The 11,448-nt window shown below is 63.7% G+C and carries 10 protein-coding genes and 1 pseudogene; 4 read left to right on the top strand and 7 right to left on the bottom strand.

All coding sequences use genetic code 11. The features are described from left to right. Positions 1 to 128: 128 nt before the first annotated feature. From CH293_RS10175 to CH293_RS28545, 3 genes and pseudogenes are all read right to left on the bottom strand, one after another. Complete coding sequence (locus CH293_RS10175) at positions 129 to 2,171, bottom strand: PhoX family phosphatase (protein ID WP_037109865.1); 2,043 nt, start codon at positions 2,169 to 2,171, stop codon at positions 129 to 131. 93 nt (positions 2,172 to 2,264) lie between these two features. Next, positions 2,265 to 2,993, bottom strand: a complete 729-nt coding sequence (locus CH293_RS10170; RefSeq protein WP_037140929.1) for an amino acid ABC transporter ATP-binding protein — start codon at positions 2,991 to 2,993, stop codon at positions 2,265 to 2,267. A gap of 2 nt (positions 2,994 to 2,995) precedes the next feature. Beyond that, positions 2,996 to 4,699: pseudogene (locus tag CH293_RS28545) on the bottom strand (ABC transporter substrate-binding protein/permease). 221 nt (positions 4,700 to 4,920) lie between these two features. Here CH293_RS28545 and CH293_RS10155 point away from each other — a divergent pair. Both CH293_RS10155 and CH293_RS10150 read left to right on the top strand, forming a co-directional pair. Further along, positions 4,921 to 5,502, top strand: a complete 582-nt coding sequence (locus CH293_RS10155) for a hypothetical protein (protein ID WP_141217166.1) — start codon at positions 4,921 to 4,923, stop codon at positions 5,500 to 5,502. A 20-nt stretch (positions 5,503 to 5,522) separates the two neighbouring features. Next, entirely contained in the window at positions 5,523 to 7,409 is a 1,887-nt protein-coding gene (locus CH293_RS10150) for a S9 family peptidase (protein WP_217900751.1), read from the top strand. Here CH293_RS10150 and CH293_RS10145 read toward each other — a convergent pair. Further along, positions 7,389 to 7,997: a bifunctional 2-polyprenyl-6-hydroxyphenol methylase/3-demethylubiquinol 3-O-methyltransferase UbiG gene (locus tag CH293_RS10145; RefSeq protein WP_094720119.1), complete on the bottom strand. Its 609-nt coding sequence runs from the start codon at positions 7,995 to 7,997 to the stop codon at positions 7,389 to 7,391. The two genes, CH293_RS10150 and CH293_RS10145, sit on opposite strands and share 21 nt — an antisense overlap. 208 nt (positions 7,998 to 8,205) lie before the next feature. Here CH293_RS10145 and CH293_RS10140 point away from each other — a divergent pair, with 208 nt between their 5' ends. Both CH293_RS10140 and gap read left to right on the top strand, forming a co-directional pair. Continuing rightward, a complete protein-coding gene (locus CH293_RS10140; protein WP_217900750.1) occupies positions 8,206 to 8,787 on the top strand; it encodes a TetR/AcrR family transcriptional regulator in 582 nt (193 codons plus the stop codon). After that, positions 8,784 to 9,782 carry a type I glyceraldehyde-3-phosphate dehydrogenase gene (gap, locus tag CH293_RS10135; protein ID WP_094720118.1) on the top strand — a complete coding sequence of 333 codons (999 nt, stop codon included), beginning with the start codon at positions 8,784 to 8,786 and terminating at the stop codon, positions 9,780 to 9,782. The genes CH293_RS10140 and gap overlap by 4 nt, the downstream gene beginning before the upstream one ends. Positions 9,783 to 9,787: 5 nt before the next feature. Here the strand turns inward: gap and CH293_RS10130 are convergent, their stop codons facing one another. The 3 genes from CH293_RS10130 to CH293_RS28540 are packed head-to-tail and all read right to left on the bottom strand — an operon-like array spanning position 9,788 to position 11,260. After that, a complete protein-coding gene (locus CH293_RS10130; RefSeq protein ID WP_094720117.1) occupies positions 9,788 to 10,558 on the bottom strand; it encodes an LLM class F420-dependent oxidoreductase in 771 nt (256 codons plus the stop codon). 17 nt (positions 10,559 to 10,575) lie between these two features. Beyond that, a complete protein-coding gene (locus CH293_RS10125; RefSeq protein ID WP_037109852.1) occupies positions 10,576 to 11,094 on the bottom strand; it encodes a TIGR04338 family metallohydrolase in 519 nt (172 codons plus the stop codon). Positions 11,095 to 11,134: 40 nt separating this feature from the next. Then, positions 11,135 to 11,260: a hypothetical protein gene (locus CH293_RS28540; protein ID WP_255122788.1), complete on the bottom strand. Its 126-nt coding sequence runs from the start codon at positions 11,258 to 11,260 to the stop codon at positions 11,135 to 11,137. Between the last annotated feature and the right edge of the window lie 188 nt (positions 11,261 to 11,448).

Raw genomic sequence — 11,448 nt, 5'->3', positions numbered from 1 at the left:
CGAGACTGTGAAGAGAATTCACAGATGTGGTCAATTTTTTGAATGAGACCTAACAATGCAGAAGGCGCGCACAGCCCTGTGGGCTGTGCGCGCCTTCCGCGGGGGCGTGCGTCACGAGTCCTGGGTAGCTAGACCTTCCAGACCGCTACCATGGCCGGGCGGGGCTGGGAATCGCCACCGTCGGGCCAGTGCGACATGGGGTTGTCGGCAGACGCCTCGTCGAACTCACCCGGGTGCTGCACGGCGACGACGACACGCTCGTCCTGGATGATCGGCCCGCAGGTCTCGCCGCCGGCAGGGACGGTCAGGAACTGGCGGGTCTCGCCGCGACGGTCGCCGTCGAGGACCACCGCGAACAGGCCGTCGTTGGAATCGAGAGCGTTGCCGTCCGTCGACACCCACAGGTTGCCCTTGGAATCGAACGCGAGGTTGTCCGGGCAGGAGATCGGGCTGACCTGGCTCTTGTCGAAGCCACCGAAGTAGGTGTCCGCCTCGTTCGGGTCACCAGCGACGATGAGCAGGTTCCACACGAACGTGGTGCCTGCATGGTCGTCTTCCAGCTCGAGAACCTGACCGTTCTTGTTCTTGTTACGCGGGTTCGCTTCGTCGGCTGCGGCTTTGCCCTCGGTGCCTCGGTTGGTGTTGTTGGTCAGTGCCACGTACACCTTGCCGGTGACCGGATTGGGCTCGAAGTCCTCCGGGCGGTCCATCTTCGTGGCGCCCACCTTGTCGCCGGCCTGTCGGGTGAAGACCGCGACCTCTTCGGCGGACATGCCGTCGACGAGGGACTCTCCTCGTCCGTCCTCACCGGTGCGGAGCAGCGGAATCCACTCACCCTTACCGGCGAACTTGCCCGACGGCGGAAGGGTTCCGCTGCCGTCGATGGCGTCGGGTGCATCGCCCGTGAGCACGGCCACGTAGAGCGTGCCCGCGTCGAGGATGGTTTGGTTGTGCCTCATGGCGGCCTGCCCGTTGCCGGACATCATCTTTCGACTGGACACGAACTTGTACATGTAGTCGAACCGCTCGTCGTCACCGCTGTAGGCGACGACCGTGCCGTCGTCGGTGACGTAGATCGTCGCGGCCTCGTGCTTGAAGCGGCCCAGCGCGGTGTGCTTGATCGGAGTGGAGTTCGGATCCCACGGATCGACCTCGACGACGTAGCCGAATCGGTTGACCTCGTTGGGTTCCTGCGCGATGTCGAATCGCTTGTCGAAGCGCTCCCACTTGCGATCGCTCGCGGCTCCCTCGATGCCGTAGCGCGCGAGACGCTCGGCGACGACGGGATCGGTGACCGACTCGGCGTTGCCGAAGTACTGGTTGATGTTCTCTTCGCCCGAGAGCACCGTGCCCCACGGCGTCAGGCCACCGGAACAGTTGTTGAACGTGCCGAATGCCGTGGTTCCGGTCGGGTCGACGGAGGTCTTGAGGAAATCGCTGCCCGCGGCGGGGCCGGTGATCACGAATTCGGTGGTGCCGGTGATACGACGGTTGTACTGGCTGAACGCCGGAGTCAGCTTGCCGGATCCGGACTCACCGTTCACCTGCAGGACCGAAAGACCGTGTGCGGCAAGCGCGATGTCGAACTGCTCGCGCGTCGGGTTCTCCTCGTCGTATCCCTTGAACAGGAACGGCTCGGTGGTGTACTCGTGGTTGACCACCAGCAAGTACGCGTTCGGGGTTCCCTCGATGGGCAGCAGGCCCGCAAAGTCGTTGTTGAAACCGAACTGCATGGCCTGCGCGGCTGCCGTCTGATTGTCGAAGTCGAACTCCGGCGCACCCTCGAGCACAGGATCGCCCCACCGAATGACGATGCCCTGCTCGTAACCCTCGGGGACGACGACGGCGTCCTCGGTGTTGGGCGCGACAGCGGTGAAGTCGACGCCGTCGACGGGCGGGGTGTCCGTCGCCCCGGCAGAACCGGTGGCTGCAGGCTCGTCCGTGCTGCAGGCGGCGAGAACACCACCGGCACCGACCGCGACGACGGCCATCGCGCCGCCGCGCAGCACACCACGCCTCGACATCGCCGTCTTGACGATGTCGCCGAAGTACTGACCCTTCGACGTGTTCGGCACCTCGTGGAAACACGCGTCGCCGCACTTGTACTTGCACGTCAGGTTCGATCGCGAGGAACTGCCGTCATGAACCGAGAGAATAGGGAGAAGCTTCATGAACGGGGAGAGTGTCAGTCAAAAGCGAAGGTAAAGGAACGTGATGGTGAAGTCACGACCAACGAGCCTTACCTAACTTCCACTCACGTAGGGCTACAGAACCTGGGACAGGAACTGCTTGAGACGATCTGTGTGCGGATCGTCGAACAGCTGATCAGGAGTTCCGGTTTCGACGGCACTGCCGTGGTCCATGAACAGAACCTTGTTGGACACCGAGCGGGCGAAGCCCATCTCGTGCGTCACGACGACCATTGTCATGCCACCGGACGCGAGGTCGGCCATCAGTGCCAGAACACCCTTGACCAGCTCCGGATCCAACGCGGAGGTGGCCTCGTCGAAGAACATGACCTCGGGCTTCATGGCGAGAGCTCGGGCGATTGCCACACGCTGTTGCTGGCCTCCGGAGAGGTTGCCGGGACGTGAATCGGCCTTTGCGGACAGTCCGACGAGTTCGAGCTGTTCGAGCGCGGCGGCCCGTGCTGCGTCCTTCGACAGACCCTTCAGCTTGCGGGGTCCGAGCGCGATGTTCTCGGCAACGGTCTTGTGCGGGAACAGGTTGAAGTGCTGGAAGACCATGCCGATGCGCTGACGGAGATCGTCCGGATTGTCCTGCAGTACCGACTTGCCGGCGAGCAGAATGTCGCCCTGGTCCGGCTCGTGCAGACGGTTCAGTGCGCGCAGCAGTGTGGATTTTCCGGAACCGGACGGGCCGATGACCGTCGTGGTCTTGCCTGCGTCGACATGGATGTTGACTCCGCGCAGCACCTTGTTGGTACCGAACGCAAGGTGAATATCGTTGCCGGTCAATGAAACCGAAGACATGACTACCTCTCCACCGCAATGATCTTTTCCACCGGATCCAACGTTCCCGACGTGTCGGCCTTGCCCGATCGCAGCCGCTTGTCGATGAAGTTGACCAAGTGGGTCAGCGGAATCGTCAGGAACAGATAGAACACGCCTGCCGCGAGCAACGGTGACAGGTTGCCGGTCTGCGCGGCGGTGTCCTGGCCGACTCGGAACAACTCACGTTGCGACGCGAGCAATCCGAGGAAGTAGATCAGCGAACTGTCCTTGATCAGCGAGATGAACTGATTGACGATCGCAGGAAGGACGCGGCGGATGCCCTGTGGCACGACGACAAGTGTCATCGACTTGCGGTAGCTGAAACCCAGAGCCCGCGACGCTTCGAGCTGGCCGGAATCGACGCTCTGAATGCCGGAGCGGAAGATCTCGCCGAAGTACGCCGCCGCCATGAGCGACAGCGCCAGGATGCCGAGCGGAAACGGGCTGCGGCTACCGGTGTACTCGGTCAGCGTCGGCCCGAATCCGAGGCCGATGAGAAGGATGACGACCGCCGCGGGCAGGCCACGGAAGATGTCCGTGTACACCCGCGCCGGCCACCGGAGCCAGCGGGTGCGGGAGATACCCGCCACCGCCAGCCCGAGCCCGATCACCGTACCGATGACCCCCGACGACGCCGCCAAGATGAGGGTGTTCGGCAATCCGACGGTGATCAGTTTGGGAACGGTGTCCCAGATGAGTTCCCAGTCGAAGAACGTGTCGTACAGATTCGACAGTGTGCTCATGTTCTAGTTCGCCGGAGGGGTGGACGCCTTGCTGCCCGGCTTCCAGTCCGCGGGAACCTCGCGGTCCGGGTACCACTCCTTCTCGAGGGTGCTCCACGTGCCGTCGGCCACCACAGCGTCGAGGCCGGAGTTCAGCGCGTCGATCAGTGGCTGGTTGTCCTTCGCGACAGCGAACGCCGTGAAGTTGGTGGTGTTGATGGTCTTCTCCAGGATGGCGACGCCGTCCTCGGCCTTCACCTGACCCGAAGCCTGCTGCGACGGGGCGACCCACGCGTCGATCTGGCCGGACTTCACGTTCGCGTACGCAGTGTTGTAGTCCGGGAAGCGAACCGGCTCGATGCCGAGGGTGTTGGTGACGTAGTCGTCCTGAACCGTGCCCTGCACGACACCGATGCGCTGCTGGTCGTCCAGCTCGGCGATGGTCTTGACCGCGTAGTCGTTCTTCGCGACGAGCGCCATTTCACCGAAGTCGTAACCGTTGGTGAACCCGACGGTGTTGCGGCGGGCGTCCGTCGTCGAGATCGACGAGGATCCGGCGTCGTACACCTTGTTGTTGACCGCTGCGAGCAGCGAGGAGAACTCGGTGGCGGAGAACTCGACGGTCAGGTCGAGCTTCGCAGCAACGGCCTTCAGCAGCTCGTTGTCGAAGCCGGTGAAGTTGCCTGCCTCGTCGATGAAGATGTTCGGCGGGGCGTCGGACAGCGTGCCGACATACAGCGTTCCAGGCTTGATGAGCCCGAGGTTCGCGGTGTCGATCTGATCGAGCGGTGTCACGTCCTCGGTGGTGTACTTGTCGAGAGACTGCTGGTCGGAACCGGCGAGTGCGTTCTCCCCGGTCCCGCCCGAGCTGTTGTCACTCGAGCAGGCGACCGCCCCGAGCGTGAGTGCGAGCGCCGCAGCGACAGCCGCGATACCGCGGCCTCGTAAACGTCGACTGGTCAAGAGAGAACTCCTCGGTGCATGGTTTCGATGACCACTGAGGCTAACGTGCCTGAGCTGGTGATCGGTACCCGGATTGCGAACGTGTTAACCAACTCGCGTCGTCTTCGTTGTATTCCGACCGTCGTCATGACATTCGTCATTGCCGATCCGTGACGTTGTAACCAGAACCGGTGACCGCGCGCACTGCCCCGACGCGAGCAGGTCCGGAAGGCTTCGGAGTCATGAGGAAGTTGACGCCGTTGCGGCCGTGGCAGGTACTGAACAGGTACCTGTACGAGCTCGACCTCGCCGGGACTCGGTACACGGTCGAGGTCGATATCGCCGACGACGACGTAGCCAAGCTCTATGCGGACGGGCGGCTTGTGTCCACGCTGGACCTGCCCGCGTCGTTCGCCGTCGGAGATGGCCGAATCGACGTCGCCGCGTCGCTCTACGGCGTCACCCGGGTTCATTTCTCGAGACGCGACGGCGTCGGGCGCAGGCTCACGCCGGTGCGAGGGACGCTCGAAGACCGACGCCGACGCCTGGGCGAGCGTCACCCGGTTCTCAGCAGGGTCATCGGGTGGGTGGCGATCGTTCTTCTGATCGTCAACCTGATTCTGGCGGTTCCGTTCGCTCTGGAGATCGTGACGGAAATTCCGGTGGTGGCCGAACGCTTCGGAACGTTCGTCTCGCCGATCCAATTACCCGTGTGGGCGAACACGCCCCTGTTGCTCGCCGGCATCGTCGCCGCGATGGAACGTGCACTCACGCTGCGGCACAACAAGATTCTCGACATGGAAACGATATGGACATCGATGTGAACGAAGGAAACGGAGAAGACATGACTGCACCCGGCCTGATCTCGATCGAGGATTTCTTCGGCGCGCCCGAGCGCACCGGGGCGTCGATCTCGCCCGACGGCAGCAGGATCGCCTACCTGGCGCCCTGGCGAAACCGTCTGAACGTGTGGATCCAAGACCTCGAGGAAGGCTCCGAAGCGCGCTGTGTCACCGCCGACGATGTACGAAGTGTGCTCGACTATCGGTGGACGGATGACCCGCGTTGGCTTCTGTACCTTCAGGATTCCGGTGGAGACGAGAACCACCACGTCTTTCGTGTCGATCTGCACGACCCGGATGCCGCCGCCGTCGACCTGACCCCGTTCCCCGGGTCAAGGGTGTACTCGTTGGAGCAGTCCCGCGAGAAGGACGGCGTGTTCACTCTCGCCATGAACGCGCGGAGCCTCGCCGAGTTCGATCTGTACGAATTAGTCGTTTCCACAGGAGAATTGACGGTCATCGGCGAGAGCCCGGGACCGGGGACGGGCTGGAGTGCAGGCGTCGGAGGCGACCTCCTGCTGTCCGAGTTCACCGATCAGGGCCACATGAAGATTTCCCGTCGCCGCGCGGGATCCGACGATGTCATCCACGTGACGACCTTCGACGGTTCCGATTATCCGTACGGCGTGACGCTGACGCACCCGACCGCCGACGGCACGGGAGTGTTGATCGACTCCGTGACGAACAGCGATCTGACGGTGCTCGCGCGCATCGACCTGGAGACGGGCGAGGAGACCGTCGTCGACAGTCATCCGAGCATGGAGCTGGATGCGTCTCGGCGTGCTGTCGAACAGAGTGGCTCGCCCCTGATCTTCAGCAGGGCGACGGGTGAGCTGATCGGTGTGCGGTACCTCGGTGAGCGGCAGGTGATACACGCGGTGGATGCGGGTTTCGCCGAGGTTCTGAAGAACGTGGAGGCCTTGTCCGACGGTGACGTGGGAGCCCTGTCCTCCGATGACTCCGGCAATAAATGGGTGGTCGGTTTCACGCACGACCGTGACCCCAACGTCACGTACTTCTACGACCACGAGTCGGGTGAGAGCCGGATGCTGTTCCGGCCGTATCCGCACCTCGACTCGCGTGACATGGCGAATATGACACCGGTGACGATCGAGGCCCGCGACGGACTGCCGCTGCCGTCGTACCTGACGCTCCCTGTGGGTGTCGAACCGGCGAACTTGCCGATGGTCGTTCTCGTCCACGGCGGACCGTGGTATCGGGACGCGTGGAGGTACACGCCAGGTGTGCAATTTCTTGCCAATCGCGGGTACGCCGTGCTGCAGATCAACTTTCGCGGATCGACGGGATGCGGCAAAGCACACACTCAGGCAGCGATCGGTGAATTCGCCGGCAAGATGCACACCGATCTGGTCGACGGCGTGGAGTGGGCTGTTGCCCAGGGTTACGCCGATCGCGACCGCGTCGCGATCATGGGCGGGTCCTACGGCGGGTACGCGGCGCTCGTGGGAGCCACGTTCACGCCGGAGGTGTTCGCGGCATCGATCGACTACGTCGGGGTGTCCGACCTCGCCAACTTCATGCGCACACAACCGGCGTTCGCGCGGCCCGGACTGGTCAACAACTGGTACCGGTACGTCGGCGACCCCGCGATCCCGGAGCAGGAAGCGGACATGCTTGCGCGGTCACCGATTTCGCGGCTCGACGACGTCACCCGCCCGCTCATGATCGCCCAGGGCGCCAACGATGCCCGTGTGGTCAAGGCCGAATCGGACAACGTCGTCGAGCGGCTTCGAGCGAGGGGCGTCGAGGTCGACTACCTCGTCTTCGACGACGAAGGGCACGGATTCGTCAATCCGGAGAACAACATCACGTTCTACCGTGCGGTCGAGAAGTTCCTCGCCGAACACCTAGGCGGGCGCGCGATGTAGCCGACGGACCCGGAGAACGGTGTCGTGGGTGTGATGCGCCCCCTCGGGCGGAGCAGTCGTTCGAGGACGTGTCTCGTCGATCTCGACCGTCCACGACTCGTCCAGGAGCTCGGCTATGCCGTGTGGCTCGAAGAAGTCCGACGGCTTGATCCCGTTCCACTCCTGGTCGGCACCCACGTCGTGATTCACGACGAGGAGAGTCCCGCCCGGCGCGACGGCGTCGGCGATCGCGCGAGCCGCGGCGGGATTCGCCTTGGGAATCGCGAAGTAATGCAATGTCACCAGGTCGAATGCCGCGACCGCCGGCGCCTCGGCAACGTAGTCCGCGTGGACGAAGGTGATGTCCCCGGTGCCCTCCGCGCGCTCGGCGGCGCGAGCAAGCGCAACGGACGAGATGTCCGACGCCGTGACGGTCCATCCTTTCGACGCCAGCCATCTCGCATCGTCGCCCTGCCCGCAGCCGATGTCCAGCGCACGGCCTGGCTTCAGATCCGCGACCTGCTGCACGAGAACCGGATTGGGATTGCCGCTCCAACCGGAGCCGTTGCCCAAGTGCATGTCGTCCCAGAACTTCTCGTCCATGATCATCGGCCGATCACCGCGAATCCATGACGAGCACTGCCGAGCACGATCTCGCAGACCTCCGCCTCGGAACTTGCCGAGAACACATCCGTTTCTGTCATGAGACCAACATGCCGCACCGCCCGTGTTTCGGCAAGGGAGTTTGCCGAAGCGGCAATTCCTACCCGACTCGCGACACCTTGATTCTGTACATACTAGTTGTTACATTTTTCAGGTGGGAGCACGAGATCAGTTGACCAGCGCGATGGCCGAATTGCTGTGGGAGCGCGGCTACGCGGCGACGAGCCCGCGCGACGTGATGGAACGGGCTGGGGTCGGGCAGGGCAGTATGTACCACCACTTCAGTGGCAAGCATCAGCTTGCTGTCGAGGCTCTTTCCGACGTCGCGCGCGACATGATGGACCAGTCCTCGGTGCTGGATGGCCACGGTTCGCCGCTCGAGCGAATGAAGAGATACCTGCTGGCTCCGCGTCCTGGAACAAAGGGATGTCGGGTCGGCCGAATGACGCAGGACCCCCAGGTGGTCGTCGATCCGGAGTTGCTCGCCGTCGTTTCGGGTGCCTTCGAGGGCATGCTCATTCGCTGGGAGAACACCATCGCGGAGGCAATCGACGTTCACGAGCTCCCGGCTTCGATCGTGCCGGCCGACCTTGCACGTACCTTGTCCGCCGTACTTCAGGGGGGCTATGTCCTCGCCCGCGCGCAGGGCAAACAGGAACCGATGGATGCGGCCGCGCGCGGCGCCGTGTCCTTGCTCGACGCTGCGGCCTCGGGCAGCCAGGAAGGACAGTCATGACCGTGCGGATCGGGATCAATGGGTTCGGTCGCATCGGGCGCAGTTACGTGCGTGCCGCCCTGCGTAGCGGAGCAGACGTGCAGGTAGTCGCGATCAACGACATTGCCGACGCCTCTACGCTCGCCACACTTCTCGAGTGGGACTCGTTGGCCGGCCACTTGAACGGTGTCCAGGTCGACGGTGACACGATCTTCGTCGATGGGTCCGGTATCCGGGTCACCGCGGAGCGCAAACCTACCGACATCGACTGGGGTGCCGAGGATGTGGACGTCGTCATCGAGTCCACGGGTTTGTTCACCGGTTCAACGGACGCGCGGGGACACTTGGCCGCGGGAGCAAAAAAGGTCGTCGTCTCCGCGCCGGCCGACCCCGACATCCCCGCGGTGGTGCTCGGGGTCAACGGCGGTGACGTCGACTTGTCGGGAGACGTGTTCTCCAACGGCTCCTGCACCACCAATTGCCTCGCACCGATGGCCAAAGTGCTGCACGATGCCTTCGGAATCGAGTCGGGCCTGATGACGACCGTGCATGCCTATACGAGCGATCAACGGCTACACGACGCCCCGCACAGCGACCCTCGTCGGGCTCGAGCTGCGGCTCAGTCCACGATTCCCACGTCGTCGGGCGCTGCGCGCACCATCGGAAGGATCATCCCGGAACTGGACGGCAAGCTGACTGGACTCGCTCTGCGGGTGCCCGTTCCAGTCGGATCGATCACCGACCTCACAGCACGCCTCACGCAACCTGCAACGGTTGACGACGTCAACCGAGCGTTCTGCGCGGCGGCAAAGTCGTCCGACTTGTCGCCGTATCTCGCCTACTCGGAGGCGCCACTGGTCTCGGCCGACATCGTCGGCAATCCTCACTCGGCCGTCTTCGACGCACCGTTGACCCAAGTTGTGGGCGACCAGGTCAAGGTGTTCGCGTGGTACGACAACGAATGGGGATTCTCCAATCGTCTTGTCGAGCTCTCGGAGCTCGTCGGCGCGCGATGAGGGGTCTAACCGTCGTTCGCTGCGTTCCGCCAGGCGATGGCCTCTTTCAGCTCGGTCAGGTCGTAGTCGGGACCACCGGTTCCGACGGTGAACAACGTGGCCCCGGCGTCGACGAAGCCTTGGGCTTTGTCCGCGCCCGGCCAGGCGACGGACCTGGCGATCGAGCTGACGTCGCGCCCGACGGTGTCGCCGTGCTCGGCCAGGATCCCGGATTTGCGCGTCAACTCGTCGAGATCGGCGAAGCTGTGCCAGATGTGTGCGTACTGCGCGACGAGCTTGAGAGTCTTCTTCTCGCCGCCGCCGCCGATGAGGATGGGGATGTCGCGCGTCGGCGCCGGGTTGCCGACCTTCAAACGATCGACGATGCGCGGCAGGTACTCGGCAAGGAGCTTCAGGCGTGAGCCCGGTGTGCCGAACTCGTAACCGAAGTTGTCGTAGTCCTTCTGATTCCAACCGGCGCCGATGCCGAGGATCAGCCGACCTCCACTGATGTGGTCGACGGTGCGAGCCATGTCGGCGAGCAGGTCCGGGTTGCGGTAGCCGCCGCCGGTGACGAGGGCGCCGATCTCCACGTTCGACGTCTGCTCGGCCCACGCACCGAGCATGGTCCAGCACTCGAAATGCTCGCCGTCGAGGTCGCCGTACAGCGGATAGAAGTGGTCCCAGTTGAAGACTATGTCGACGCCTGCGTCCTCGGAACGGAGAACCGCGTCGCGGATGAGCTGGTAGTCGGGAGCGTGCTGGGGCTGAAGCTGAACGCCGATTTTCACAGTCATGACCTCCAGTATGCGCGCTATCCGATGGTGACGCCGCAGTCCAGCATCGTCGCCCGCAGTACGAATCCGGCTTCCTGGCCGATGATCTCGCCGACCAAAGTGATGAACAGATCCACGAATTCTCCACCGTGCGAAGAGTTTTCGGCACGATCGAAGTGATGTGCCAGCTCGTGCAGAACCACCAGTTCACGTAGCGCCCACGCCTCGTTCCGGCGGTGAAGCGGAACGGCGATGGTCTGAGTGTCCGGTTCGTAGTGCGACGCCCCGGTCCCGGACCGCTCGCGAACATGTACGACGCTGTCCGCATGCGGCCACCGGGCCTGCACCCAGTTCATCGCCAGAACGGCATCGACATACCTCTGCACGGACTCGATCGACGCGAACTTCCGCTCCACCGGCAGCGTGATCGTGGAGCCGTGAATTTCCACGGACCGCAGATTGCGTTCCTCGGCGCGATCGAACATGCGCCGGACCATCGTCTCCGCCTCGTACACCTTGGAACGCTGCGAGTCCCTCGTCTTCACCGGCGCGATCATAATGCCGCCCACCGACCGTTCACGCCCGGTTCCGGTGGATTCACCTCTGCGGGTGGGCGCGCTCGTTGTACTCCAGGGCAACGCCGATCCAGTAGTCCAGACCGCCACCGGCCACACCGTCGGAGTCGACGGTGATCCAGCCGTTGCCCATGTCGCGATCTCCCATGACCGCGGCTCGTGCTCCTCGTCGAGAAACCAGGTCTTCCGTCTGCGCGGGGGTCCGGTCTGACGAGTGCTTCGCGGATCCGATCCGCCAATTCCGCGTCGTACGCCATGGACGGATACCAGGACGCGGGAGGCGCCCCGTCGATGTATAGTCTGCTATACGTATAGCTTCCTATACATCGGAGGATG

The organism is Rhodococcus sp. 14-2470-1b (assembly GCF_002259415.1).
Lineage (GTDB): Bacteria > Actinomycetota > Actinomycetes > Mycobacteriales > Mycobacteriaceae > Rhodococcoides.
The sequence above is the reverse complement of the archived record's forward strand: the minus strand, read 5'-3'. Positions and strand labels throughout refer to the sequence as shown.

Bases quoted from the DNA above. Each gene is read 5' to 3' on its own strand.
- CH293_RS10150 (WP_217900751.1), top strand. From the start codon at position 5,523: ATGACTGCACCCGGCCTGATCTCGATCGAGGATTTCTTCGGCGCGCCC.
- CH293_RS10170 (WP_037140929.1), bottom strand. From the start codon at position 2,993: ATGTCTTCGGTTTCATTGACCGGCAACGATATTCACCTTGCGTTCGGT.
- CH293_RS10175 (WP_037109865.1), bottom strand. From the start codon at position 2,171: ATGAAGCTTCTCCCTATTCTCTCGGTTCATGACGGCAGTTCCTCGCGA.
- CH293_RS28540 (WP_255122788.1), bottom strand. From the start codon at position 11,260: ATGGGAGATCGCGACATGGGCAACGGCTGGATCACCGTCGACTCCGAC.
- CH293_RS10125 (WP_037109852.1), bottom strand. From the start codon at position 11,094: ATGATCGCGCCGGTGAAGACGAGGGACTCGCAGCGTTCCAAGGTGTAC.
- CH293_RS10155 (WP_141217166.1), top strand. From the start codon at position 4,921: ATGAGGAAGTTGACGCCGTTGCGGCCGTGGCAGGTACTGAACAGGTAC.
- CH293_RS10130 (WP_094720117.1), bottom strand. From the start codon at position 10,558: ATGACTGTGAAAATCGGCGTTCAGCTTCAGCCCCAGCACGCTCCCGAC.
- gap (WP_094720118.1), top strand. From the start codon at position 8,784: ATGACCGTGCGGATCGGGATCAATGGGTTCGGTCGCATCGGGCGCAGT.
- CH293_RS10145 (WP_094720119.1), bottom strand. From the start codon at position 7,997: ATGATCATGGACGAGAAGTTCTGGGACGACATGCACTTGGGCAACGGC.